Origin of the sequence: Rhizobium giardinii bv. giardinii H152, from assembly GCF_000379605.1 — a bacterium.
In the GTDB taxonomy this organism is placed as follows: Bacteria; Pseudomonadota; Alphaproteobacteria; order Rhizobiales; family Rhizobiaceae; genus Pararhizobium; species Pararhizobium giardinii.
The window spans coordinates 638,895-664,590 of sequence record NZ_KB902578.1; the positions used below are offsets into that span (position 1 = coordinate 638,895).

The 25,696-nt window shown below is 59.8% G+C and carries 26 protein-coding genes and 1 tRNA gene; 18 read left to right on the plus strand and 9 right to left on the minus strand.

What is annotated here, in order from left to right:
* Positions 1–257: 257 nt before the first annotated feature.
* On the minus strand, positions 258–4,139 hold the full coding sequence (locus A3AY_RS0103200) for a PAS domain S-box protein (protein WP_018324237.1): 3,882 nt from the start codon (positions 4,137–4,139) through the stop codon (positions 258–260).
* Between the two features lie 244 nt (positions 4,140–4,383).
* Between A3AY_RS0103200 and A3AY_RS0103205 the strand changes: the two genes are divergently transcribed.
* Together A3AY_RS0103205 and A3AY_RS0103210 are read left to right on the plus strand one after the other, a co-directional pair.
* Positions 4,384–4,833 (plus strand): phasin, encoded by a 450-nt coding sequence (locus A3AY_RS0103205; protein WP_018324238.1) that lies wholly within the window; start codon positions 4,384–4,386, stop codon positions 4,831–4,833.
* A gap of 166 nt (positions 4,834–4,999) precedes the next feature.
* Positions 5,000–5,076, plus strand: a tRNA-His gene (locus A3AY_RS0103210).
* A gap of 67 nt (positions 5,077–5,143) precedes the next feature.
* On the opposite strand, the gene A3AY_RS0103215 is transcribed toward A3AY_RS0103210, so the two are convergent.
* Both A3AY_RS0103215 and A3AY_RS0103220 read right to left on the minus strand, forming a co-directional pair.
* Positions 5,144–6,025, minus strand: coding sequence for a LysR family transcriptional regulator (locus A3AY_RS0103215; protein ID WP_018324239.1), 882 nt, complete (start codon positions 6,023–6,025; stop codon positions 5,144–5,146).
* Positions 6,026–6,035: 10 nt separating this feature from the next.
* Positions 6,036–6,323 (minus strand): putative quinol monooxygenase, encoded by a 288-nt coding sequence (locus tag A3AY_RS0103220; protein ID WP_018324240.1) that lies wholly within the window; start codon positions 6,321–6,323, stop codon positions 6,036–6,038.
* A gap of 153 nt (positions 6,324–6,476) precedes the next feature.
* Here A3AY_RS0103220 and A3AY_RS0103225 point away from each other — a divergent pair, with 153 nt between their 5' ends.
* From A3AY_RS0103225 to rirA, 4 genes are all read left to right on the plus strand, one after another.
* Positions 6,477–7,973 carry a CoA-acylating methylmalonate-semialdehyde dehydrogenase gene (locus A3AY_RS0103225; protein ID WP_018324241.1) on the plus strand — a complete coding sequence of 499 codons (1,497 nt, stop codon included), beginning with the start codon at positions 6,477–6,479 and terminating at the stop codon, positions 7,971–7,973.
* A 177-nt stretch (positions 7,974–8,150) separates the two neighbouring features.
* Entirely contained in the window at positions 8,151–9,242 is a 1,092-nt protein-coding gene (locus A3AY_RS0103230) for a YjgN family protein (protein WP_018324242.1), read from the plus strand.
* A complete protein-coding gene (locus tag A3AY_RS0103235) occupies positions 9,232–10,299 on the plus strand; it encodes a M48 family metallopeptidase (RefSeq protein WP_018324243.1) in 1,068 nt (355 codons plus the stop codon). The genes A3AY_RS0103230 and A3AY_RS0103235 overlap by 11 nt, the downstream gene beginning before the upstream one ends.
* Before the next feature lie 224 nt (positions 10,300–10,523).
* Positions 10,524–10,985: an iron-responsive transcriptional regulator RirA gene (gene rirA / locus A3AY_RS0103240; RefSeq protein ID WP_018324244.1), complete on the plus strand. Its 462-nt coding sequence runs from the start codon at positions 10,524–10,526 to the stop codon at positions 10,983–10,985.
* Positions 10,986–11,045: 60 nt separating this feature from the next.
* Here the strand turns inward: rirA and A3AY_RS0103245 are convergent, their stop codons facing one another.
* Together A3AY_RS0103245 and A3AY_RS36960 are read right to left on the minus strand one after the other, a co-directional pair.
* Positions 11,046–11,435, minus strand: coding sequence for a response regulator (locus A3AY_RS0103245; RefSeq protein WP_018324245.1), 390 nt, complete (start codon positions 11,433–11,435; stop codon positions 11,046–11,048).
* A gap of 82 nt (positions 11,436–11,517) precedes the next feature.
* Entirely contained in the window at positions 11,518–12,132 is a 615-nt protein-coding gene (locus tag A3AY_RS36960) for a LuxR C-terminal-related transcriptional regulator (protein ID WP_154663241.1), read from the minus strand.
* Positions 12,133–12,712: 580 nt separating this feature from the next.
* Between A3AY_RS36960 and A3AY_RS0103255 the strand changes: the two genes are divergently transcribed.
* From A3AY_RS0103255 to A3AY_RS0103305, 11 genes are all read left to right on the plus strand, one after another.
* Positions 12,713–14,308: an ABC transporter substrate-binding protein gene (locus A3AY_RS0103255; protein WP_026203059.1), complete on the plus strand. Its 1,596-nt coding sequence runs from the start codon at positions 12,713–12,715 to the stop codon at positions 14,306–14,308.
* 93 nt (positions 14,309–14,401) lie between these two features.
* Entirely contained in the window at positions 14,402–15,406 is a 1,005-nt protein-coding gene (locus A3AY_RS0103260; RefSeq protein WP_018324248.1) for an ABC transporter permease subunit, read from the plus strand.
* Between the two features lie 9 nt (positions 15,407–15,415).
* Positions 15,416–16,309, plus strand: a complete 894-nt coding sequence (locus A3AY_RS0103265; protein WP_018324249.1) for an ABC transporter permease subunit — start codon at positions 15,416–15,418, stop codon at positions 16,307–16,309.
* Positions 16,309–17,163, plus strand: coding sequence for an ABC transporter ATP-binding protein (locus tag A3AY_RS34420; RefSeq protein WP_018324250.1), 855 nt, complete (start codon positions 16,309–16,311; stop codon positions 17,161–17,163). The genes A3AY_RS0103265 and A3AY_RS34420 overlap by 1 nt, the downstream gene beginning before the upstream one ends.
* Positions 17,160–17,984, plus strand: coding sequence for a dipeptide ABC transporter ATP-binding protein (locus A3AY_RS0103275; RefSeq protein WP_018324251.1), 825 nt, complete (start codon positions 17,160–17,162; stop codon positions 17,982–17,984). Before A3AY_RS34420 ends, A3AY_RS0103275 begins: the two co-directional genes overlap by 4 nt.
* A gap of 124 nt (positions 17,985–18,108) precedes the next feature.
* On the plus strand, positions 18,109–18,453 hold the full coding sequence (locus A3AY_RS0103280; RefSeq protein ID WP_026203060.1) for a RidA family protein: 345 nt from the start codon (positions 18,109–18,111) through the stop codon (positions 18,451–18,453).
* Between the two features lie 197 nt (positions 18,454–18,650).
* Entirely contained in the window at positions 18,651–18,821 is a 171-nt protein-coding gene (locus A3AY_RS39590) for a hypothetical protein (RefSeq protein ID WP_085994998.1), read from the plus strand.
* 86 nt (positions 18,822–18,907) lie between these two features.
* Positions 18,908–20,476 (plus strand): sensor histidine kinase, encoded by a 1,569-nt coding sequence (locus A3AY_RS0103290; RefSeq protein ID WP_154663242.1) that lies wholly within the window; start codon positions 18,908–18,910, stop codon positions 20,474–20,476.
* Complete coding sequence (locus A3AY_RS0103295) at positions 20,473–20,919, plus strand: response regulator (protein WP_018324255.1); 447 nt, start codon at positions 20,473–20,475, stop codon at positions 20,917–20,919. Before A3AY_RS0103290 ends, A3AY_RS0103295 begins: the two co-directional genes overlap by 4 nt.
* The gene (locus A3AY_RS34425) at positions 20,919–21,377 is read left to right on the plus strand and encodes a response regulator (protein WP_018324256.1); all 459 of its coding nucleotides are present in this window, start codon (positions 20,919–20,921) and stop codon (positions 21,375–21,377) included. Before A3AY_RS0103295 ends, A3AY_RS34425 begins: the two co-directional genes overlap by 1 nt.
* A gap of 194 nt (positions 21,378–21,571) precedes the next feature.
* Entirely contained in the window at positions 21,572–22,708 is a 1,137-nt protein-coding gene (locus A3AY_RS0103305; RefSeq protein ID WP_018324257.1) for an AI-2E family transporter, read from the plus strand.
* A 49-nt stretch (positions 22,709–22,757) separates the two neighbouring features.
* Here A3AY_RS0103305 and A3AY_RS0103310 read toward each other — a convergent pair whose 3' ends face one another.
* A complete protein-coding gene (locus tag A3AY_RS0103310; RefSeq protein WP_018324258.1) occupies positions 22,758–23,555 on the minus strand; it encodes a response regulator in 798 nt (265 codons plus the stop codon).
* Between the two features lie 247 nt (positions 23,556–23,802).
* Here A3AY_RS0103310 and A3AY_RS0103315 point away from each other — a divergent pair, with 247 nt between their 5' ends.
* Entirely contained in the window at positions 23,803–23,994 is a 192-nt protein-coding gene (locus A3AY_RS0103315) for a NepR family anti-sigma factor (protein ID WP_040668001.1), read from the plus strand.
* A 63-nt stretch (positions 23,995–24,057) separates the two neighbouring features.
* On the opposite strand, the gene A3AY_RS0103320 is transcribed toward A3AY_RS0103315, so the two are convergent.
* The 3 genes from A3AY_RS0103320 to A3AY_RS0103330 form a co-directional block, all read right to left on the minus strand.
* The gene (locus A3AY_RS0103320) at positions 24,058–24,306 is read right to left on the minus strand and encodes a YMGG-like glycine zipper-containing protein (RefSeq protein WP_018324260.1); all 249 of its coding nucleotides are present in this window, start codon (positions 24,304–24,306) and stop codon (positions 24,058–24,060) included.
* A gap of 53 nt (positions 24,307–24,359) precedes the next feature.
* The gene (locus A3AY_RS37330; RefSeq protein WP_018324261.1) at positions 24,360–24,515 is read right to left on the minus strand and encodes a DUF3309 family protein; all 156 of its coding nucleotides are present in this window, start codon (positions 24,513–24,515) and stop codon (positions 24,360–24,362) included.
* Between the two features lie 92 nt (positions 24,516–24,607).
* Positions 24,608–25,477, minus strand: coding sequence for an alpha/beta fold hydrolase (locus A3AY_RS0103330; protein ID WP_018324262.1), 870 nt, complete (start codon positions 25,475–25,477; stop codon positions 24,608–24,610).
* Positions 25,478–25,696: the final 219 nt, after the last annotated feature.

The following is a 25,696-nucleotide window of genomic DNA, read 5'->3' on the forward strand; positions in this document are numbered from 1 at the left end:
GCCGAATTAACCAAAGCTTCGGTCTTTGCCGCGAATGCTTAAAATTTGCGGATGATGCGGAAAGGTTTTGTTTACAAATGGCAGCGCATGGTGCTTTCAACTTGAGGTTACCCGATGTGAGGGCTGGCTCTCGGCAGCAATGCCGGCACGGACCTGATGTCACTGCTTCTCGTGCACCTGTTTAGCATTCACTTATCGAGGCAGCTTCTTGGCTGCCTCTTTTTTTAGCTTTTATTCCCAGCTTTTAGGGTGTGTCACTAGTTTGCCAGCACGCGCTGCGATGGAAAGGAAATCTCCACCAGGGTTCCTTCGTTCGGCGTCGAACTGATCGAGAACTGCGCCCGGTTCGCTTCCGCCATGGCCTTCGTCAGCGGCAGGCCGAGACCGGTGCCGTCGCCGCGCTTGCGCACGCCGGTGGTCACCTGCCGGAAAGGCTTCATCGCCTGCTCAAGCTCGGTGCGGGTCATGCCGACGCCGGTATCGCGGATGCGCAGGATGACGCTTCCATTGGCTTCGTAGGCCGTCGAGACGACGATCTGGCCGCCCGACGGCGTGAAGCGGATGGCGTTCGACAGGATGTTGAGGGCGATCTGCTTAATCGAGCGGTTGTCGGCGACCACATTCGGCACCGAACCCGACAGCGAGGTCCGGATGATCACGCGTTGGCTGTTGGCCTGCGGCTGCACCAGCGACACGGCTTCGGACACCGCGTCATTGATCTCGACCGCAGTGAATTCCAGATCCATCTCGCCGGCTTCGATCTTGGAGATGTCGAGCAGGTCGTTGACGATGTCGAGCACGTGGCGGCCGGAGCGGCCGATGTCATTTGCGTATTCGACGTAGCGGGGATTGCCGATCGGGCCGAAATGCTCGCTGGCCATCATGTCGGAAAAGCCGATGATCGCGTTCAAGGGCGTGCGGATCTCATGGCTGACACGGGCGAGAAAATCGCTCTTGTGGGCATTCGCCGTCTCGGCAGCACGTTTGGCGTTGCGCAGTTCCTCTTCCGTCCGCTTCCATTGGGTGATGTCGCGGATGACGGCGCAGAATCCGTTGGAGGAGGAGAGGCGGCCCATCGTCATGAACAGCGGGATGAAGCCACCGGATGCCTCGCGACCGATCACCTCCCGGCCGTCATTCAGCACGCTGGCGACGCCATGACCGGAAAGGCCGGAGAGATAGTCGAGCACGGCCTTCTGGCTCTCATGGGCAAACAGCATGGCAAACGGTTTGCCGCGGATCTCGCCGTCGTCATAGTTGAACAGCGCGCTTGCGGAGCGATTCAGCGAGCGTATTTCTCCCTCTGCGCCGACGACGACAACGCCGTCCGTCGCGGTTTCGAGGATCGAGTGCAGTTCTTCGGTTTCCATGCGCAAGGCCTGGATTTCCGTGTTCTCCTCGCCCTCTGGTGCGATGTCTTCTGGCGGGGCCTCGGCTGCGACCGGTGCCGCCGGCGCATGCACGGCCGATAGTGCCATCATCAGCGCGCTCTTGTCTTCCCAGCGGATCGATTGCAGCCGCGCCGTCACCGGGATCAGAGTGCCGTCGCTTCTGATGACCATCATGGCGCCGTTCGGCAGGTCGAGGAGACCGTCATCGTCACCGGCGAAGAGGGCATCGATCCCGCCTTCTTCCCGCAATTCGTCGAGGCTGGAATAGCCGGTGAGCTTGAGGAATTCCGAATTGACATGGAACAGATCGTCACCGCTGTGAACCAGAAGGGCAATCGGCAGATTGTCGAGGAGTTCCGGCGTCAGGCTGCTGTTGCTGCTGGTGCGCGGCGGGACGACCGCTGCGAGGGTCTCCGGCAGGGTGGTTTCGCTGGCAGGGGTTGCTGGGCTGTCGATATCGGCAAAAGCGCTCTTGCCGGTGTCGTCGGCGTTCACCGAAGCCGTCTCTTCGACGGGCTCGGCGATCGCTCGCTCATCGGCGCCGGACCTGTCGGTCGCGGGCACGTCTTCATTTGCTCGCTTGCCGAAGGTTCCACCCAACTGACGTGCGATCTCGAGAAACGCGGCCTGTTCGCTGCGGCTCAAAGTCTCGGCGCCGAGCGGGCGGTGGCTGTCGAGCTCGACCACTTTGTCGGACGCGCGGCGCCTCGGCGTCTCGACCAGCTTCAATGCCGGGCGCTCACCCCGGAAAGGATCTTCCAGCGGATGCTCCGCTGCAGGCTGTTCCGGTTCGACCGACAGGTGTTCCTCGCCGGACTCTTCCGGCTCGGCCTCGGCGGCAAGATCCGCTGGCACGGTTTCCATGCCGTCATCGGTGCCGTCGCCCGCGATCCCGTCATCCACGATGGTCTCGTCCTGGATCGAGCCGTCCACCGTGCGTTCCTGGTCGCCGCGAGCATTCTCTGCGTTTGCGGTATCAACGGTAGCGCCATCAATTTCTGCTGGCGCGTTCTCGTCCACGAGCGGCGGCTCGCCGAATGTCAGGCCCATGGCCTGTTCGTCCTCGACCGCATCGGCCACGCGAACGATGCCGAAACCGCGGAAGCCGTCGAATTCGCGGTTGCGCGAATAGGTCGGAAGGGCCGCCAGGTCGACAGGGACCTGCAGGCTTGTCCCTTCGACCGGCCAAAAAATGGTCTTGCCCGACCAGGTATCGCGCCGCGTCAGCAATTCGCCGATCGTGTTGCCGGGGTCGAGATGGTATCGCGCCGCCAGCTCGGTGAAACGCTGGCCGGCGACATCGGCGGATTTCGGCCCGACTGCCGTCGCGAATTCCTCGGAAATCTCGCTGAACCGCCCGTCGGCATCGATCTTCCAGACGAAACGCACGGCCCGGCTGTTCGGTGTGAAGAGGAAGCGCGAGGCGCCGGCGGTGAGGGCCTCGTCCTGAAGGCCCTCTTCCGAGGTGGTTTCGGCCGGCGCTGCCGCAACATCCTCGTTAAGGGGCGTTTCTTCCGGCGCACCCTCAATCCTGTTCGGCTCACTGGAAGGCGCAGCCGGAACGTCGGCGTCCTGCTGCGCCTCATCCAGCGCTTCGTCCGCGACTGCACGGTCCGTTTGTTCGGCTTCGGCGGCAATGGCTTCCTCGACCTCGGGAGGGCGTTGTTCCGTCGCCTCAGCGGACGAGAAGTCCGGCTGCGGCTCGTCAGCATCGGCGCCCGCTGGTTCCGATGCAATGGCGCGAGGATCGATGGAATGCTGTTGGGGCTCTTCGGCAGAAACCAGCGTGTCCGTAAGGACGGGCTCATTTGTGTCCGGCCCGGAACGATCATCGGCAGGGGCGTCCGTCACCGCGTCGGTCGGTAGGACATCCTTTGCCTCAGGTGCTTCCAGCAATTCCGTGAAGCTGTCGCTGTCGGCCGGGATTTCCTCGATTGTTTCGAGCTCGTCGATAACATCGTGCGGCAAGCCTGCTGCCGAAAGAAGCGGGGCGGTTGCCGCGGACAACGCCGGCGCTTCTTTGGCGATATCGGCGTCGTTTTCCTCGATCTCGCGGAAATCCGCACCTGCGTCGAGATTGCCGAGAATAGTCTCGACGGCGAAAAGCAGGTGCAGGGCAGGGTCTTCAGAAAGTTTACCGATCGCCGCCGGCAGACGGCCCTTGCCGGTCGGGACCGGGCGCTTGAGCAGCCAGTCGCTGTCGCGGCCAACCGCGGTGACCAGCGCCCGGCAGGTCTGTGGCGTTATCAAAAGAGCGTCGAACCCGGGGGAGGCGGCAAGAAGCGAGCCTTCGCTGTCAAGGACCGCCATATGGGTATCGGGGTCGTCGAAGCCGGAAATCATCCGGGCGGCACGTTGTTCTGCGGAGAGCGGCTTGCCGGTGCGGGGAGCTGCGAAGAGGATTGCGGTCTCACCGGGCCGCACCGTGATCATCTCCACCGAAGCGCCGACGGAAACGCGCTGGAAGCCCGAGGCAATGCGCATCAGGAACGACCGTTTGTCGCCGCTGCGTTCGAGCTGCCGGGCCGCCGTTTCCAACTGGCGGTAGGCAGCGTCGCTGCGGTTGGCGCCGGTGTCGATGAAGTCATAGATCGACGCGAGGCCGAACAGGAAGGCACCTTCGCCATTCGACCACAGCACCTGGTTCATGTCCGGCGAAAACAACACGGCCGCATCGCCCCGCGCAAAATGCTCCCGCACCCGTTCGTGAACGGCGATGTCGATGAAGGGATACGATTTTGCGGGCATCGGCTGACCTGTTTAAAGCCGTCACACGGACGGGTATGTTAACAGTGTATTAATAGCTGTCGGGGCGGCGGGGGTCCAGCTTGCGGGCCATGCGCCACCGGTCTTTCGCCGCGAAAGGTTAATGCCGGCCGATTTGTTTGTTGTGCAATGCACAAATATATTGCAATGCACAATGAAATCGCCTATATAGACATCATCTCAAACGGGTGCCTCAGGAGAGGGCCCAAACCAAGGAGCGCAGATCATGGCTACCAAGAAAACAGACGATGCCTTTTCGCTGGCTGCATTCGACCCGACCAAGGTCACCGAGACCTTCCGCGATTTCGCCGAAAAGGGCGCCGCACAGTCGAAGGAAGCCTATGCAAAGGTGAAGACCGCCGCCGAAGACGCGACCAAGACCGTTGAAGCAACGCTCGAAAGCGCCCAGTCCGGCACGGTCGAACTCGGCCTCAAGGCGATCGACGCCCTGCGCACCAATGCCGAGAACTCGCTCTCGCATCTGGAAGCGCTGCTCGGCGTCAAGTCGGTTTCCGAATTCTTCGAACTGCAGACTGCCTTCATCCGCAAGCAGGCCGAGCTCGCCGTCGAGCAGGCGAAGGCTATGCAGGAAGCCACCCGCAAGGTTGCCGAAAACGTCGCGAAGCCTGGCAAGGACGCTGCCGAAAAGGTCATCTCCGGCTTCAAGAAGAGCTGATTTCGCCAGCACCGGTTCGCCGGTACGGCCCCATCAAGAGAACCGGGTGATCCGTCACCCGGTTTTTTCACATCAAACGGCAAGTTATGTCTTGCAAAAAATACGGACTGCCCGTATTTGACCCGGAAAGCGGCGCCGGACGATGGTTCGCGTGTCTGTCTTGTGTGCGGTTGTAGCTCAGTTGGTTAGAGCGCAGGTTTGTGGCACCTGAGGTCGGAGGTTCGAGACCCCCCAACCGTACCATTTTGCCCCTTCATCTCTTCAAATTTGTACGTCGCCTTCCTGTCGGCCCTTGCCGCAACAGAACCGTTCAAACGAAAATGCGGTGCTCCGCCGTCACCAGTTCCTGAAGGAAATCAGCGACGGTGCGGACGCGCACGAGATCGCGGGCGCTTTCGTGATAGGTCGTCCAGTACGCCCGGCGGATCGTCGTCTCCGGCAGGATGCGGATCAGCTCGGGATATTGCCGGGCGATGTAGTTGTGCAGGATGCCGACCCCGGCGCTGGAACGCACCGCCTCGGTCTGGCCCGTTGCGCTGGAAATTTCGAAGGATGCATCCCAGCTGCGCATAACCTCGCCGGTAAAATTGAGCGACGCCGTGAAGATCAGGTCCTCGACATACCCTATGCGACGATGGCTCTTCAGATCCTCGATGGTCTCAAGTGTTCCGTTGGCGGCGAGATAATCTTGCGAGGCGTACAGCCCGAGCGTGTAGTCGGTCAGCTTCGAGGAGATCAACCGGCCCTGTTCCGGCCGCTCCAGCGTAATGGCGATGTCGGCTTCGCGCTGCGACAGCGAGAACGAGCGGGGGATGGGCACCAACTGGATACGCAGTTCCGGAAAGCGCGCCGTCAGCCGGCCAAGGCGCGGCGCGAGGAAGGAGACGCCGAAACCGTCCGGTGCGCCGACACGCACCGTGCCGGCGATCACCGTGTCGATGCGGCCGATCTGTGCCTGCGCGGCAAGCATCTCGGTTTCCATCCGCTCGGCCGCGTGCACGAAGATCTCGCCTTCGGCCGTCAGGTCGCAGCCATTCGTGCGGCGGATCAGCAGCCGCGTCTTCAGCGATTCCTCCAGCGCCGTCACCCGCCGGCTCAGCGTCGCGTGATTGACGCCGAGGCGCTTGGAGGCTGACAGGATCTGGCCGCTGCGGGCAACAGCGAGGAACATGCGGACGTCATCCCAGTTCATACAGCATTCCTCATTTGGCTCGCATGACAATGGGGTCCACATTGACAAGGTTGAGCGACTTCACCATGTCCGCGGTCAGCCTCTTGTACTTGAGGAAATGCGGTGTCTGAAGATGGGCTTCGTAATCCTGCTGGCTGGCATAAACTTCAAGGATGCGAATTCTCTCAGGATTGCCCTTGAGCGAGACGGCATGCAGCATGAGGACGCCCGGTTCCTTTGCAACAGAGGCTTCGACCTGCTGCGCCAAGAGGGCAGTGTAGGCCCCGATCTGGGCTGGATCGATTTCCAGTTCCGCCATTCTCACAATCTTCTCAACGGCTGTATTCATCGCGGGGCCTCATGATCACGGGCTGACATCAAATCTTGCACAACGGTTCCTGAATATCGCGCGTTGATTTGTGCATATTGTAGTGCGACACTTCGACCATAATCAAGATCAGGAGGATCACCCATGTACGAGATTGGTCATTTCATCGGCGGCAAGCGCGTTGCCGGCACCAGCGGCCGCACGAGCAACGTCTACAATCCGGCAACCGGCGAAGTTCAGGCCACCGTGGCGCTGGCAAGCGAGGCGGAGATGGATGCAGCCGTGCAGAACGCCAAGGCGGCGCAGCCGAAGTGGGCCGCGACCAACCCGCAGCGCCGCGCCCGCGTCTTCATGAAATTCGTTCAGCTCCTGAACGACAACATGAACGAACTGGCCGAAATGCTGTCGCGTGAGCATGGCAAGACGATCGAAGACGCCAAGGGCGACGTCATCCGCGGCCTGGAAGTCTGCGAGTTCGTCATCGGCATTCCGCATCTCGCCAAGAGCGAGTTCACCGAAGGCGCCGGCCCGAACATCGACATGTATTCGATCCGCCAGGCCGTCGGCATCGGCGCAGGCATCACGCCCTTCAACTTCCCCGCCATGATCCCGATGTGGATGTTCGCGCCGGCGATCGCCTGCGGCAACGCCTTCATCCTGAAGCCGTCCGAGCGCGATCCGTCCGTGCCGATCCGCCTTGCCGAACTGATGATCGAAGCGGGCCTGCCGGCCGGTATCCTCAATGTCGTCAATGGCGACAAGGGCGCGGTCGACGCGATCCTGACGCATCCGGACATCTCCGCCGTGTCCTTCGTCGGTTCGACGCCGATCGCCCGCTACGTCTATGGCACGGCCGCGATGAACGGCAAGCGCGCCCAGTGCTTCGGCGGCGCCAAGAACCACATGATCATCATGCCGGATGCCGATCTCGACCAGGCCGCCAACGCCCTGATGGGTGCGGGCTACGGTTCGGCCGGCGAGCGCTGCATGGCGATCTCGGTTGCCGTTCCCGTCGGCAAGGAAACGGCCGATCGCCTGATCGCCAAGCTGACCCCGATGGTCGAAAGCCTGCGCATTGGCCCCCATACCGACGAAAAGGCCGACATGGGCCCGGTCGTCACCAAGGAAGCCAAGGATCGTATCCTCGGCCTGATCGACAAGGGTGTGGAACAGGGCGCCACGCTCGTCGTCGACGGTCGTGATTTCTCGCTGCAGGGCTATGAAAACGGCAACTTCATCGGCGGCTGCCTGTTCGACAACGTGACCCCGGACATGGACATCTACAAGACCGAAATCTTCGGACCGGTTCTCTCCGTCGTTCGCGCCAAGAATTACGAGGAAGCCCTCGATCTGCCGATGAAGCATGAATACGGCAACGGCGTCGCGATCTACACCCGCGACGGCGATGCGGCCCGCGATTTCGCAAGCCGTATCAATATCGGCATGGTCGGCGTCAACGTTCCGATCCCGGTTCCGCTCGCCTATCACTCCTTCGGTGGCTGGAAGTCCTCCTCGTTCGGGGACCTCAACCAGCACGGCACGGACTCGATCAAGTTCTGGACCCGCACCAAGACGGTCACGAGCCGCTGGCCGTCGGGCATCAAGGACGGTGCCGAGTTCGTCATGCCGACGATGAAGTAAGCTTCATCCACATCCTCCCACACATTGGGCCTCCTCCTCGGAGGCCCTTTTTCGTTGTGATCGCTGCAGATGATTTGACCTGTGGTGATAGACGTTTAAAAGTTGTGCCGGCGGTCGAATATCGGGGGATAGTGGGCCGTCTCTTGATCTGCACGCAATTATCAAGAGGGGGCGACCATGAGCGCGATCGAAACGGCACGTTTGTCGAGGGGGTCAGAGAGCTTTCAACGGCTGTCATTCACCGGAACGGCCAAAGAGTATTTCGGCATCTGGATCGTCAATATCCTTCTGACGATCGTCACGCTCGGCATCTATTCCGCCTGGGCGAAGGTGCGGCGAAACCGTTATTTTTACGGCAACACCGTGCTGCTCGGCCGCGCCTTCGAATATCACGCCAAGGGCAAGCAGATCTTCATCGGCCGGCTGATCGTCTTCGCTTACCTCATCGTCTACAATATTCTCCTGACAGCGTTCCCGATCGCCGGCATTGCGCTTGCCGTTGTCGTTCTCTTGTTCTTCCCCTGGCTGATCATGCGCGGCCTGCGCTTCAGTGCCCGGGTGACCAGCTATCGCAATGTCCGTTTCGATTTCACCGGCAAGATGGGCGGCGCCTTCGTCGCCTTCATGGCCGGCCCGGTCATGGCCTTCCTGTCGCTCGGCATTCTGGCGCCGCTCGCCAGCCGCTGGATGTATCGCTACATGGGCAACAATCTGCGTTATGGCAGCCGCGCATTCGCCACCGATCCGCGATTGGCGCCGATCTACCAGACCTGGCTCTTCTCGGCGCTGATCATTGTTCTCGGAATGCTGATCGTCGGGGTCGCGGTTCTTGCCAATATCTCCGTTATCGCTGCACTGATCGATAATCCGGATGTCGTCTCGCCCGAGATGAACGCGTCTCTCATTGTTTTGGCTGTCGTCAGCTATCTCGCCGTGCTTCTCTCCTTTGGCATTGCAGCTCTGTTCTATCGTGCCGGCGTGCGCAACATCGCCTTGTCCTCGACGGTCTTTGATGGCAGGCATATGCTCAAAAGCGATCTGTCGCGGTCTCGCTATGTATGGATCGCAGTGTCGAACGTGATCGTCACCGTTCTCACTCTCGGCCTGATGCGGCCCTGGGCGGCGGTGCGCTTGGCACGCTATGTCAATGAACATACGGCAATCCGGTTCGATGGCGACGTCGGCGAAATCCTGGCCGCTGTCGAACAGGAAGGTACCGCCGTCGGCGCCGAGTTCATGGAGTTCGAGGGTTTTGATTTTGGCTTCTGATGAGCCGCTTTGCCGCGGGGACTGGCATCCGCGCAGTTCCAGCCGGTCGGTGCCGGCTCGGCTGGTGCTAAAGGACGAGCAGATCGCTGCTGTTGCGGAAGAGGGCGAAGAAGCAGCGCTTGCTTCCGCTGCCTTTCCACTCCTGGAGATTTCGGCGCGGGTGGGGTCGATCCCCCGTCGAGTCGAATTTCCTGATGGTTCCCTGTTCGAAACCACCGACAACGATGCGATCGACCGTCTGCTGCTTGCCAGAGGGCACAGGCGTGCAGGCCTGGTCCATGGGCTCGAGCGGTGTCATCCCCGCTTGCTGCTTTTCGTTGCCGCCGTTTTCGTTCTGTCCGGCCTGGTCTACCGTTACGCTCTGCCGGTTCTGGTCGAGATTGCCGTTGCCGTCACGCCACCCGTCCTGCCGCGGCTGATGTCGGTCAGCACGCTGGAAACGCTGGATCGAACCGTGCTCGACGAAACAAGGCTGGACGAGGCGAAGAAACGCGCGATTTCCGAAGGCTTCGCCCGCATTGCGGCGCAATCCGCCCGTGGCGCTTCTGCCTACACGTTGAACTTCCGGGAGGGTGGAGCGATTGGTCCGAACGCCTTCGCACTGCCAGACGGAACGCTGATCATCACCGACGAACTCGTCGAACTTGCCGGTGGTGACACTGAAATGCTTGTCGGCGTATTGGCGCACGAGATCGGTCATGTCGAACTGGAACACAGCCTGCGGCAGATCTACCGCGCCGCCGGCATGGCCGGTCTGATCATGTTGATTGCCGGCGACGTGGGAGACAGCGTCGAGGACCTGCTTGTCCAGGGCGGCGGTTTGGTCGCGCTGTCCTATTCGCGAGCGGCGGAAACCGCGGCCGACCGCCATTCGGTCGAACTGATGGAAAAGGCCGGATACGATCCCACCGCCATTGCTCGTTTCTTCGATATCCTTGAGAAAAAACTCGGAGATACGTCGGGCACGAATATCCTGTCGACACATCCAGGCACCCCGGAGCGCAAGAAGGCGATCCTCGACTTCACGGCGTCGTTGGGACGGCAGACACCGAACTAGGCATCTTCTGGATCGGAAGATGGACAGGTCGGATGACTGGCGATGATCACAGCACGGTGATTTTCTGCTTTTTGGAATTGTTCCAAACTGTCATCCGTTCTATATGAGGATGACAGTCATGAAATCACCGGCAGAGTCGCTGCTCCGCGTTGTGATTTCGACAGGCCGGGAGGCTCAACGGTTCACGGACCGAGGGGTGCAGAAATTTGGAGCGGGAGTAAATAATGCGCCTGACGAAGCAAACGAACTATGCAATCCGCATGCTGATGTATTGCGCTGCCAATGACGGGCATTTGAGCCGCATTCCGGAAATCGCCAGGGCATATGGCGTATCCGAACTCTTTCTGTTCAAGATTCTGCAGCCGCTCAACAAGGCTGGCCTTGTCGAGACGGTCCGCGGCCGCAACGGTGGTGTGCGCCTGCCGAGGCCTGCGGCGGAGATCAGTCTCTTCGACGTCGTCAAAGTGACCGAGGACAGCTTTGCCATGGCGGAATGTTTCGAGGCGGGGGAGATCGATTGCCCGCTCGTCGATAGCTGCGGCCTGAACGCGGCGCTGCGCAAGGCGCTGAACGCTTTCTTCGAAGTCCTGCAGCAGTATTCCATCGACGACCTGGTAAAGGCCCGGCCGCAGATCAACTTCCTGCTCGGTCTCGACCAACTGACCCACCCGAAGACAGCAGCGTGAGCCTCATCCTTTGATTTAGGTGAGACAAGGAGCCCGGTTTGTCCGGGCTTTTTTGTGGGTCTATGTCCTTGTCAGATATTCCCTGAGGATGAATTCGATCGCAGTGGGATCGAGTTCCGCCTTATCGATACGGAAATCGGCGCCGTATTCCTCGAACTTCTGGAAGTAGGGGTCGGCGAGGGATGAGGAGATCACCCCGATCGGCCCGATAAAGCCCTGTTGGCGCATCGCCGGCACGGTTTCGCGAAAATCTGCCTGCGGCTGTAGCCGGTTGTCCATCAACACCATCGAGACGAGCTTCCCCGATGTGATGAAGTCGAGGGCGGCTTCGATCGTTTCGCAATAATGCAGATGGATTTCTGCGCTCGAAACCCTTTTCATCAGGCCGCGCATGATCAGATTTTCAGCCGGATCATCATCGACGAGCAGGATGTGAATTGGTTCTGTCATGATGATCTGCTGTTCTTTTTAGTGGAATGGCTGATGAAGAAGACCGGCGCGGTATGCCTCTTTCCGATTGGCGATATGGGTATCACTGGATGATCTGCTCCCGTATCGCCTTGGCTACCATCTGGGTTCGATTGACCACGTCGAGTTTCTTCAGGATCGTCGCCGTGTGCGAGTTGACCGTGTGTTCGGAGACGGAGACGATCAGGGCGATCTCGCTCGCGGTTTTGCCATGAGATATCCAGCGCAGTATCTCGGTTTCCCTTGGCGTCAGACCCAGTCCCGCCTTGTTGGAGAGGACCAGCCGGTAAAAATAGTCGAACGCGCAGACCGCATCATAACAGAGCTCGAAATGCGCCTGCTGGTCTATGTCCTCGCAATCGCCAAGAAACAGCACCGCGTAACGCGCGCCGTTCAATCCCGTCACCGGCACGCAGATCAGCATTTCGAAACCGAGCTGCTCCACGAGATTGCCACCTTGGCCGTGAGGAGGGTCGTCGGCTTTCCATATGGAAGGAATGGCTGACTTGTGGAGGCTCTTATAGGCGACGGAGTCGCCGAAGCGATGACGTTTGTCATATTCTTCTGCAAGGCCTGCCGGCAGGTCATGCAGTGCAAGCCGATTCGACAGCATGCAGGCGCTACCTTCGTTGCCGAGTTGCAGGATGGCGAAATGGTCGAAACCGAAACGCAGCGACATTGTATGGAAAATTCGAAAGAAATCGACCCGATTGAGAGCTTTCTCCAAATCGTTGTCGAAATGGTATCGCCGGTGGTTGTTCAAAAGAGTTGCCACGACGCCGCCGTCCCCAGTACCACGCGATATGAGTGTAGCGCGCGTATCACTTTAGGCAACTGGCAGTTCAGCGAAAAAGCCAATTGTCGACGGTTTTGAGGCTTTGTGACGGTGGATTGGCGAGAAGAGGGAGAACTGCATATGGTCGCTCGGTCTATCCCCGCCTGGCAGACTTCGGCGTGGCAGTCCTCCCAGCCCCGCAGAAGCCCTATGCCATGAGGGCGGCTTGATCGCTATCCGTGCAATTTGGGATTGACAGCGGCGGTAAAGCCAAGTCGATTCGGTCAGCTACTCTCTCGACGGAAAAAAGTCGTGTATGGCCGCCCCATTTGTCCTGGCCGGAAGAATTTTCCAATTGGACAAATTTTTTTGGGCGGTTATTGCATTGCGCGATCAAATGTCGTTCCATCCGGCCTTGACCGGAAGCAATGGCGTTCTGCGTCAGAAAAATATGAGAACAAGAACAAAACTGGGAAACAAGCTCATGAAAAAGCTCTCTACTCTCCTTGCAGCAACCGCAATCGTCACTTTGATGGCAGGTTCTGCATGGTCGAAGACATTGGTCTATTGCTCCGAAGCATCGCCGGAAGGCTTCGATCCGGGCCTCTACACGGGCGGTCAGACTTTCGATGCGTCATCGCGCACTGTCTATAACCGTCTGGTGGAGTTCAAGCATGGCTCGACGGAGCTCGAACCCGGCCTGGCTGAAAGCTATGAAGTCTCCGCCGACGGCACCGAATACACTTTCAAGCTGCGCCCTGGCGTCAAGTTCCAGACCACCGAATTCTTCACCCCGACGCGCGAACTCAATGCCGACGACGTCATCTTCTCGTTCGAGCGCCAGTACAAGGCTGACAACCCCTGGAACAAGTATGTTGCCGGCGCTTCCTGGGAATATTTCTCGGGCATGGGTTTCCCGGACCTGATCGATTCGATCACCAAGGTCGATGACCTGACAGTCAAGTTCAAGCTGAAGCGCGCCGAAGCGCCGTTCCTCGCAAACCTCGGCATGGATTTCGCCTCGATCCTGTCGAAAGAGTATGCAGACAAACTCGCCGCCGACGGCAAGATGGAACTGATGAACCAGCAGCCGCTTGGCACCGGTCCGTTCACCTTCGTCGCCTACCAGACGGACGCTGCGATCCGCTACAAGGCCAACCCGGACTACTGGGCAGGCAAGGAAAAGATCGACGATCTCGTCTTCGCCATCACCACCGACGCCGCAATTCGTGCGCAGAAGCTGAAGGCCGGCGAATGCCACATCATGCCGTATCCGAACGCAGCCGACGTTGCCGAGCTGAAGAAGGACGAAAACCTGACGGTTCTCGAGCAGGAAGGCCTGAACGTTTCCTACCTCGCCTACAACACGCTCGTTGCGCCGTTCGACAAGGCTGAAGTACGCAAGGCGCTCAACATGGCCGTCAACAAGCAGGCCATCGTCGACGCCGTGTTCCAGGGGGCCGCAAAGGTCGCCAAGAACCCGATCCCGCCGACGATGTGGTCCTACAACGACGCCATCGAGGACGACAAGTATGATCCGGAAGCGGCCAAGAAGATGCTTGAAGAGGCTGGCGTCAAGGATCTCAAGATGAAGATCTGGGCCATGCCGGTCGCCCGTCCGTACATGCTGAACGCACGCCGGGCAGCGGAACTGATGCAGGCCGATCTGGCCGCGATCGGTGTGACGGTCGAAATCGTCTCCTATGAGTGGGCTGAGTATCTGAAGCTGTCCTCCGCCAAGGACCGCGACGGTGCGGCCATCCTCGGCTGGACCGGTGACAACGGTGATCCGGACAACTTCCTCGATACCCTGCTCGGTTGCGACGCCGTCGGCGGCAACAACCGCGCCCAGTGGTGCAACAAGGAGTTCGACGACCTGATGACCAAGGCGAAGGCAACCGCCGACGTCGCAGAGCGCACGAAGTACTATGAAGAAGCACAGGTGATCTTCAAGAAGGAAGCCCCCTGGAACACGCTCGACCACTCGCTCGTCTTCGTTCCGCTGAGCAAGAAGGTCTCCGGCTTCGTCATGGATCCGCTCGGTATTCACCGCTTCAACGGCGTTGATATCGCAGAGTAATCTTTCATTCGATCTATGCCGCCGCATGTGTGGTGGCAGTTTCCGGCGGCTCGATTTCCTCGGGCCGCCGGTTTCACAACCGGACTAACGCCCATGTTGCGCTTTATTTTCGGACGGCTCGCCGTCCTGATCCCCACGTTTATCGGGGTATCCATTATCGCTTTCTCGTTCATCCGCCTGCTTCCCGGTGATCCGGTAATGCTGATGTCGGGCGAGCGCGTGATGTCTCCCGAACGCCATGCCCAGCTGATGGCCGACCTCGGTCTCGACCGGCCGATCTACATCCAGTATTTCGACTATCTGCTGAACCTGTTGCAAGGCGATTTCGGCAGCTCGATCGTCACCAAACGTGCCGTGCTGACCGATTTCCTGCAATTGTTCCCCGCAACCATTGAGCTGTCTCTCTGCGCCATCATTCTGGCCGTTTGCCTCGGCGTTCCGGCAGGCGTGCTGGCCGCGGTCAAGCGCGGTACCTGGCTCGATCAGACGCTGATGGGGACCGCGCTGGTCGGTTATTCCATGCCGATCTTCTGGTGGGGGCTGCTGCTCGTCATCTTCTTCTCGGGATATCTCGGCTGGACGCCCGTCTCGGGCCGTATCTCGCTGATGTACTTCTTCCCGCAGGTCACCGGCTTCATGCTGATCGACAGCCTGATCTCGGGGCAGGCAGGCGCCTTCAAATCGGCGGTCACCTATCTGATCCTGCCGACCATCGTGCTTGCAACGATCCCGCTGGCTGTCATCGCCCGCCAGACGCGCTCTGCGATGCTGGAGGTGCTCGGCGAGGACTATGTGCGAACCGCCCGCTCGAAGGGTCTGTCGCCATTCCGCGTGATCGGCATCCACGCGCTGCGCAATGCCCTGATCCCTGTCGTCACCACTATCGGACTTCAGGTGGGGGTTCTGCTCGCCGGCGCGATCCTGACCGAAACCATCTTCTCATGGCCGGGTATCGGCAAGTGGATGGTCGATTCGGTGTTCAAGCGCGACTATCAGGTGGTGCAGGGCGGCCTGATGCTGATCGCCGCCGTGATCATGGTCGTCAACCTCATCGTCGATGTGCTCTACGGGTTCATCAATCCGCGTATCCGGTACTAGGAGGGTCCGATGGCTGTTGTCGAACTCAAAACCATCACGCCGCCGACCGGTCTCGCCGAGTTCTGGTTCTATTTCTCTCGCAACAAGGGCGCGGTGATCGGCCTTGCGGTGTTCCTGATCATTCTTTTCCTGGCCGTTTTTGCAATGTTTGCGGCGCCGCATAGTCCGAGCATTCAAAACCGCGAGGTGCTGCTTTTGCCGCCGGCCTGGGTCGAAGGCGGCAGGTTCACCTATTTCCTCGGAACCGATGCCGTCGGCCGCGATATCCTGTCCCGCCTGATCTATGGCGCGCGCTTCTCGCTGTTTATTGGCGTTGTCGTCGTCAGTCTTTCGGTTGTCTCCGGCGTGCTTGTCGGTCTGATCGCAGGCTATTTCCGCGGCCGCACCGATACGATCATCATGCGCGTGATGGACATCATCCTGGCCTTCCCATCGCTGCTTCTGGCCCTCGTGCTTGTCGCTGTTCTCGGGCCGGGGCTGCTCAACGCGATGATCGCGATCTCGCTTGTCAATCTGCCGCATTTCGTCCGCCTGACGCGTGCGGCGGTGATGACGGAGCGCACCAAGGACTATGTCATCGCCTCGAAAGTGGCAGGGGCCGGGACGCTGCGGCTGATGTTCCTGACCATCCTGCCGAACTGCCTCGCGCCGCTGATCGTTCAGGCAACGCTTGCCTTTTCGGCTGCCATCCTCGATGCGGCGGCTCTGGGCTTCCTCGGCATGGGTGCCCAGCCGCCGACGCCGGAATGGGGTACGATGCTTGCCGAAGCGCGCGAATTCATCCAGCGCGCCTGGTGGGTCGTGACCTTCCCCGGCCTTGCCATTCTCATTACCGTTCTTGCCATCAACCTGATGGGAGACGGCCTGCGCGATGCGCTTGATCCCAAGTTGAAGAGGTCGTGATGTCCCTTCTCGAAGTCGAAAATCTGGTTGTCGAATTCCAGACGGCGTCCGGGCCTTTCCGCGCCGTGAACGGCGTATCGCTCAAGGTGAACGAGGGCGAGGTGCTGGCGATCGTTGGCGAGTCCGGTTCGGGCAAGTCGGTGTCCATGCTCGCGGCAATGGGCCTTTTGCCCTGGACCGCGAAGGTGACCGCCGACAAGCTGCAGTTCAACGGCATCGACCTGCTCGGCATGTCGTCGTCGGAACGCCGCAGGATCGTCGGCAAGGACATTGCCATGATCTTCCAGGAACCGATCGCCAGCCTCAACCCCTGTTTCACGGTCGGCTTCCAGATCGAAGAGGTGCTGCGTCTCCATCTTGGTCTCGACAAGGCGGCCCGCAGGGCGCGCGCCATCGAGCTTTTCGAACTGGTGGGCATTCCCAATCCGGCCGAACGGCTGAGCCATTTCCCGCACCAGATGTCGGGCGGCCAGTGCCAGCGCGTCATGATCGCGATTGCGCTGTCCTGCAATCCGAAACTGTTGATCGCCGATGAGCCGACGACGGCGCTCGACGTGACGATTCAGAAGCAAATTCTGGATCTCCTGATGCGGCTGCAGGCGGAGCATGGCATGGGGATGATCATCATCACCCATAACATGGGCGTGGTGGCCGAAACCGCCGACCGCGTCATCGTCCAGTACAAGGGCCGCAAGATCGAGGAGGCGGACGTGTTGTCGCTGTTTGAATCCCCCAAAAGCGCCTATACGCGCGCGCTCCTTTCGGCCTTGCCGGACAATGCGACCGGCGACCGGCTACCGACGATTGCCGAGTTTCTCAGTGACGACCAGATCTTTGCAGGAGCTGTCCGATGACCCCTGTTCTTGAAGCGAGAAACCTCGTCCGCGACTATCATATCCCGGGCAGCCTGCTCAAACGGGCCAGAATCGTTCATGCCGTCAAGGGCGTCAGTTTCGCGGTCGATCAGGGCAAGACACTTGCCATCGTCGGCGAGAGCGGTTGCGGCAAGTCGACCTTGGCGCGGATCGTCACGATGATCGATCCGGCCACATCAGGTGAAATGCTCATTGATGGAGAAAAGGTCGATATTGCCAGGGATGGCCTTACCTCGGAAATGCGCCGCAAAGTGCAAATCGTCTTCCAGAATCCCTACGGCACGCTCAACCCGCGCAAGAAGATCGGCGACATTCTCAGCGAGCCGCTGATCATCAATACCAGGATGAAGGCGGACGAGCGTCGCGACATGGCCATGGCCATGTTGAAGAAGGTCGGGCTTGAGGAGAAGCACTACGGCCGCTATCCGCACATGTTCTCCGGCGGCCAGCGCCAGCGCGTCGCCATCGCACGCGCGCTGATGCTCAACCCGCGGCTTCTGGTGCTGGACGAACCGGTTTCGGCGCTCGACCTATCGGTGCAGGCCCAGGTGCTCAATCTGCTCGCCGATCTGCAGGACGAATTCCAGCTGACCTATGTCTTCATCAGTCACGACCTGTCGGTGGTGCGCTATATCGCCGACGACGTGATGGTGATGTATTACGGCGAAGCCGTCGAATATGGCAGCCGCGAGGAGGTCTTCAGCGATCCGAAGCACAGCTACACCAAGACGCTTTTCGCTGCGACCCCGCGCGCCGATGTGGACAGCATCAAGGCGCGCCTTGCCCGGAAGGCTGCGTGATTCCCAGGCAGAATGACGCCGGCTTTTTCGCAATGACGGTTTCGCTTGTCAGAAATCTGCGATAAATCGCCAGCGTCTCAACATTCACAGATGCGGCCAGCCGCAAACCACGAGGACTATGAAGATGGACATCAAACGCTTCGAAACCGGCCCGCGCATGAGCCAGGCCGTCGTGCACAACGGCACGGTTTATCTCGCCGGTCAGGTCGGCAATGCCGGCGACGACGTTGCGACCCAGACCAAGCAGGCGCTCGCCGAAGTCGACCGTCTGCTGGCGCTCGCAGGCACCGACAAGAGCCGCATCCTGTCGGCAACGGTCTGGCTGGCCGACATGGTCGATTTCCCGAAGATGAACGCGGTCTGGGACGCCTGGGCATCGCCGGGCAACACCCCGGCGCGCGCGACCGGTGAAGCCAAGCTTGCAAGCCCGGAATACCTCGTCGAGGTCATCGTTATCGCGGCTCTCTAAGGCGCGGACGTACTAGGGCCGGCTCGCCGGTCCGCTGGGAATTTTAGCCGGCGCCTCCAGGGGCGCCGGTCTTTTATTTTTGGAATCCTGCTTCCCAACGATCCCTACGCGTTGCCTCTGTGGGCGGAACAAATCGGCGTCCTGTTGCGTTAACTTGTGCATTCTTCCGGATGCGGTTCGAGCATAGGGAATGTGTCATGCTTTACTGGTTGCCAAGACTATGCCTATGCCTGTTCGTCGGTGCGGTTCTGGGGTTCGGTCTCTTGCCCGCAACGTCTGAAGACATTGCCAATACCCTGATCGTGGTAGCGCTGGGCCTTGGCCTGTTCTCGCTGACGCTTCATGTTTTTCCGCCGGAACGGTATTGACGGTGGGCGGACCTCAACCACAATATGGTTTTCTTTTTCGGCCAGCCCTGTACGCTCGCAGCGCGCGCATTGAGCAAGATTAAGCCTTGATTGCGTTCTCACTTCCGGGGGCGAATGATACGGACGAGGGAGAGCGTGACCATCATGCAGCGGGGCAGGGGATGGTGACCGGGCGATCGGCGTTTTCCCGAGCGGTGCCGCTCCTGCTGTTTGCCGGCGCCTTTCTGTTGCTCGGCCTGGTTCTGGTCTCGCTACGTTTTGCCTCGCAGACCGAGAGGAGCTCTCGAGAGGCCCTCGAGGCAGCCCGGCTGAACAATCGCGCGCTTTTGCTTCTCACGCTGGTGCAGGATGCGGAGACCAGCCAGCGCGGATACCTGTTGACGGGTGAAGAAAAGTATCTGGCGCCTTTCAAGCGAGCCGAATCCCTCATCCACGTGCAATTCCAGAGCATCACAGGTGACATGGCGAAGATTGGAATCAGCGCGATCACCGTCGACCGGCTGAAGCGTCTGATCGATGACAAATTGGCGGAAATGCAGAGCACCATCGCAATGAAGGCGGCGGGCAGGGACGGGGATGCCATCGCCGTTATTCAGACCGATGCCGGTCAGCGTGCGATGGATGAAATTCGCCAGATCATGACGAGAATCGAGGCCGTAACAGGTGACATCGCCTTCCAGCGGGCCGCAGCACTTGCCGATGCGACCAGATGGCTGATGATCTCGATCGCCGGCGGCGCCGCGTTGTTGCTCGTTCTCGTCGGTGGCGCGATGCGTCTCGTTGCTGTCCACGCGGGGCAACTGGACGCTGCCCGCCGCGCCCTTGCCGAACAGAACGAGATGCTGGAGGTGAGGATTCGCGAGCGCACGCAATTCCTGGAGCGGGCCAATCGTGAACTGCAAAGCTATTCCTACATCGTCGGTCACGACCTCAGGGCACCGCTGATCAACATCATGGGGTTCACCGCAGAGCTGGAGCGAGCGGCTTCCGTCTTTGCGGCTTACATGGAAAAGCCTTTTGAAGCGCGCGATGAACCTTCCGAGAAAGCGGCCCGCGAGGCCGTTGACGTCGATATCCCGGAAGCATTGGGTTTTATCCGCTCCTCGATGAAGCGCATGGACGACCTGATCAACGAGATACTGAAACTGGCGCGCGCCGGAACCAGACAGTTGAATGCCGAGCCCATCAACCTTGCCGATCTTGTTTCCGACGCCGCCGTCAATCTCCAGCACAGGCTCGCCGAAATCGGCGCAAGCATCGTTATCGCTGAGGGTTTACCGTATGTTGTGTCGGACCGGCTGGCTTTGCAGCAGATCTTTGGCAACCTTCTGGATAATGCGGTAAAATATGCCGATCCGTCGCGCAGCGCGATTATCCGCGTGTCGGGGAAGATCGCCAGAGGTCACGCGACAATCGACGTCAGCGATAACGGCAGAGGAATTGCAGAGCGGGATCTGGAGCGGATTTTCGAACTCTTCCGGCGTTCCGGTCCGCAGGACAGGCAGGGCGAAGGCATAGGGCTCGCGCATGTTCGCGCGTTGGCCCGCCGTTTGGGAGGAGATGTGGCCGCACAATCTGTTTTGGGCCAGGGCACGACCTTCACCGTCTCCTTTGCCGCCAATCTGCGATTTGCCAAAGACAGGGGGGAGGGATGAGCAACGGATTGGAGCCGATCGTCATCGTCATGATTGAGGACGACGAGGGCCATGCCCGCCTGATCGAGAAGAACATCCGCCGTGCGGGCGTCACCAACGCGATGGTGCCCTTTACGACCGGTCTTAAAGCGCTGTCCTATCTTCTCGGTCCGGATGCCAACGGCAAGGTGCACGCGGGAAAACACCTGCTCATTCTCCTCGATCTCAACCTGCCGGACATGAGCGGCATCGACATTCTTGCGCGGCTGCGGGAAAGCGAGCATCTCCGCCATGTGATGGTCATCGTTCTGACGACAACGGACGATCCGGCTGAAATCCGCCGATGCTATGATCTGGGTGCGAATGCCTATGTCGCCAAGCCGATGCAGTACGACAAATTTGTCAATGCCATACAGCAGCTTGGCATGTTTCTCTCGGTGGTCACCGTGCCGGAGGTGTCGTAATGCCCGAGCAGGCGTCCGACACGGCCGGCGGGACGACGGTCCTCTACATAGACGACGACGAGGCGCTCGGCGTTTTGCTGCGCCGAAATCTCGGGCGGCGGGGTTTCACCGTTCTCAGTGCGTTTGATGGCCCGTCTGGCCTGGCACTTCTCGCATCCGGCAGGATCGATGTGGTCATACTTGATCACTATCTGCTGGGTGAGACCGGCCTCGATATTCTCCCGCAGATCGTGCAACAGGCCAATCATCCGCCCGTCGTCTACGTCACTGGATCGGGCGAGAAGAGTATCGCAGTTGAAGCGCTGAAGCGCGGCGCCGACGACTGCGTGACCAAGAATGTCTCCTCCGACTTTTTCGACCAACTGAGTGTTGCTTTAGACCGTGCAGTGCAGGCAGCTCGCCATCGCCGAGAAGTGGCAGGGGAACATCCCCAGCACCTTGGCCGACAGCCTGGCTGACCTGGCATCGGCACTCGAATGACTTCGCCATTCCTTTTCGCTTGGTCTATTAGCGCGTTGGAACCTTTGGCGCGACAATGAGTTAGGAGATGCCGGAGTTACAGCGCCGAGGGCGCCGGCACCGCTCCGGCGTTTCCCGCACATGATGGCGATTGTCGGTCCGGTTGAACACTGGATCTTTGGAGAGATGCAAAATGAACGCCGCCTTGCCGGGAAGTGGGCTTTTCAAGCGACAACAATATTTGCAGCAGGCCGAAATCGAAGCGCAGGCGGCCGAGGCCGATATCCCGGAAACGGCAGAAAAAACCGGGCTCGATCTGGTCGTCGCCTGGAGCATCGTTGGAACGTTCATCATTGCAGCTTCGGCCGTCATCTACATGATGGAAGCAATCCTGATGCCGGTCACTCTTGCCATCGTCATCGGCATGGTTCTCGGGCTTGCTGCAGACCGGCTGGCTCGATACGGGATACCACCCGTTATGGGCGGGCTCCTGCTGGGGATAGTCTTCGTCGTGGGGCTTTTCTTTCTCATCAATGCACTGATCGAGCCGCTGACGTCGCTGGCGGGACAGGCGCCAGGAATTATCGAGCGAACCATCGAGCGTGTCCTTCCTTACCTTCAGCGGTTCGAATGGGCGAGAGTGGCAATTGATGGCGCCAACGAAAAGAAGGTCACGGATGTTGCCATCGAGAACGCCGGTGCCATGCTCGGCTTCATCGCAGCGGGCGTGACCCCGGCTTTCATCCAGACCCTTATCTTCCTGGCGGCGCTCGGGCTCTTCCTGGTCGGACGCTCGCACCTGCGCAAGACCATCATCCTTGCCTTTGCCACGCGCGATCGTCGCCTTGCAGCGATCCGGATCATGAACGCCACGGAAAATGCGATCGGCTTTTACTTTTCGACCGCCAGCCTGATTTACGTCGCGCTTGGCACGATCACCACCGTGATTGCCTTTGCCGGCGGTTTGACGGTCGCGCCGCTCTGGGGACTGTTCGCCTTCGTCTCCAGCTTCATTCCCTATCTTGGCGTGACGGCAATGACGATAGCGCTTCTTTGCGCCGGCCTGATGACCCACGACGCGCTGTTGCTGGCGCTTGCGCCGGCCGTCGCCTTTTTCATGCTACATCTGGTGATGGAAAATCTGGTGACGCCGGCGATCCTGGGGCGCAGCCTGGAAATCAACCCGTTTCTGATCTTTCTGGCAATCATATTCTGGACGTGGATGTGGGGCGCGGTCGGCGCCATGCTGGCGCTGCCACTCTGTCTGATCGCCATGACAATCTTTAACGAGGTGCGGACCAGCCCGCCGGAACGGCAGCTTCCAGGATAAGGCAGTCGATCGCCCGCGACCAAAGGTAAGGCGAGGCACGATTGATGCGTCATCGCTTGCCCGAGCGAGCGTTTTCGTCGAAGAACAGCGCCTGGCTGATGAGCGCCTTGACCATCTCCGGATTGAACGGCTTGGTAACAAGAAAGGTTGGCTCCGGCTTCGTGCCGGTCAGCAGTCGTTCCGGGAAGGCGGTAATGAAGATCACGGGAACCGCAGTGCTCTTCAGAATGTCGTTGACCGCGTCGATGCCGGAGCTGCCATCGGCAAGCTGGATATCGGCGAGGATCATTTTCGGCGCGGTCTTTTCGTAAAGCTCGATGGCTTCGCCATACGTTCTTGCCACGCCGGCGACCTTGTGACCGAGGCTCGTCACCATATCCTCGATATCCATCGCGATCAGCGGTTCATCTTCGATTATGAGGATTTCGGTCGCGACCTGTCTGGAGATGTCTTCCGAGGCTTCGCGCAACAGCGCGGCGATTTCGTCGAGGGTAGTGCCAAGGATTTCGGCTGCCTCGTCTGGTGTGAACCCTTCGACAGAGACAAGCAGGAATGCCTTGCGGGCAGCCGGCGGCATCATCGAAAGGTTTGCGGCTGCGCGCTTTTCCCAGCTAAACGGTGAAGCGGCATCCGGCAAGTCGATGCTAACTGTCTCGAACAGCGAGCAGAACAGCTTGAACAGGTTGACTCGATCCTTGGGCCCCTGCGGAAACAACGTGACATCGGCGATCAGTGCTTCCAGCACCGCCGCAACATAGGCGTCGCCCGAAGCCTGCGAGCCGGTCACCGCGCGGGAGAAGCGGCGCAGATACGGAAGATGGGCTGCGATCCGCGTAGAAAGTGACATTTAGGACTTCCTTCAGTATGATGGCTCCGACATTTCCGGTGTCCGACCTCGTGCGAGTCGCAACATGGCATTGGTTTGAACATGTTTTATGATTTATGGGAAGTTTTGAAACGGGACGATTTTTGCGCCGGGCGAAGCGAAACCCCTGAAAATTCGGAATATATCAAGGTTTTGAGCGTACCAAAATTTTGCGTGGATGCATCACCGTCGGGCGATTGCCACTACGGTGCCAGGAGTGAGACGTTTTATGAGTGACATCCCGGAAAATCGCCGGCGGGCCGGAAGCAGGGTTAATGGCATGATGGACCCCAACAACCAGATTGCTTCCAAACTGCGCGCGCTCTACAGCGCGGTCGAGCAGGAACCCATTCCCGACATGTTTCTCGACCTTCTCGAGAAGCTGGATCAGGCCGAGCGAATGGGCAAATCGCCTCGCTGAGGCCTAGACCCCATGAAAAACGGGCCGAAGCCCGTTCTCCACCATTAGGCTATACTGCCCTGACTAGCAGGCTGCAATGTAACGACGGCCGTAGCGGTCGCGATAGTAGCATTGACCAGGCTCACTGGCGTTGCCGATCAAGGCGCCGGCGACACCGCCCACGGCGGCTCCGACTGCTGCGCCGCGAACATTGCCGGTAGCGACCCCACCGATAACGGCGCCCGATGCCGCGCCTATACCGGCGCCCCTTTCCGTCGGGGTACAGGCTGCAAGGGGAAGGATGAGGGCAACTGCGAGGAGGATGTTTTTCATATTGGGCTCCTTTTCAAGGGTCGTGACAATCGCACGGGAAACAAGGCCGCCGGTCAGATACGGCCCATTAGCACGAGAATGAGGATGATGACGACGACCAGCCCGAGGCCTCCCGAAGGGCCGTAGCCCCAACCGCGGCTGTAGCCCCAGTTCGGTAGCGCGCCGATCAGCAAAAGAATGAGGATGATCAGGAGTATTGTACCGAGCATAATATTTCCTCTTCCGTTTCAGGCCTTTGGGCCAAAGGGACCTGCTTGCGGAAACGTATGTCACGCAATTTTGTTCCACGCGCGATTGTAAACTAGGATCCGAGCGGAAGGGGCAGCCGGAAAGGTTCCGGAGTTACCGACCTGGTAAGGTCGCTCTTACGGCTTGACGTCAGCGGACCGAAGAGCAGGAAGGTACCGATCAGCTGATCGACCTTTTCGCGAGCCTCGGCCATCGGCAGGTGGCCGACCCTGTCGAGAATGACGGTTTGTACACGCGGCAGGCGGCCGGAGAGATGGATCTGGTGCGATGGCGAAACGATAGCGTCCCGCGCGCCGATGATATTGAGGACGGGCACGTCGATGAGCGCGAGTTCGTCGATGATTGACGTCTGCGACATCCAGGAAACGAAAGCGACGATGTCGTCCGCCTGCGATTTCATGAGGTGCTCGCGGACCTGTTCCATGGCTGCGATGGTTTCATCCGTTTCCCATCCTGCGGTCTTGTCGAAAACGCATTCGAGCGATCCCCAGCGAAACGTTTCGCGTGTGGCGATCCAGCGGGTGAAAAGCCGGATGAAAAGCAGGCGGCCCAGCAGCGGCAGCCTGAGAATACGCGCGGCCAGCCGCTCCTGACCGACAAACCGGCCGCAGGCAAAGGCACCCATCAGAATGACATTGCTGACCAGATCCGGGCGGTAGCGAGCGAGCAGCAGCGAGACGAACCCACCGGTCGAATGGCCGATCAAGGTGACCGGCTCGCCGCCGAAATCGCGTTCGATTGCCCGCGCGTAGGCATAGATGATGTCCGTGGTTTTCAGCGCGTCGGAAAGACCGTCCAATGTCCAAGGGCTGTGGCCCGGCAAGGGATAGGCCGCGGCGCACCCTTCCCGCACGATGCTCGGTGCGAAACAACTCCAGAAGGTCTGCGCCATCACCATTCCGTGGATGAGCACGGTTTTCATGCCCGGATCCTGGGAAAGCCAATGAGGAGAAGGGGGGCGCAACATTGCCGACGTTCCTTTATGTGCGCCAACGATGTCCTGAGGTTTGGCTGTCTGGGGCGGGTAGATCGCGGGTCTCCGCGGCTCGACAGGTCACGTCAGACATTCCTTTGACGCATTTTCCAAACGCGATCCGGTCAAAAAGGTTCCCCGCGATATTTTCGGAACTTCTCACGACAC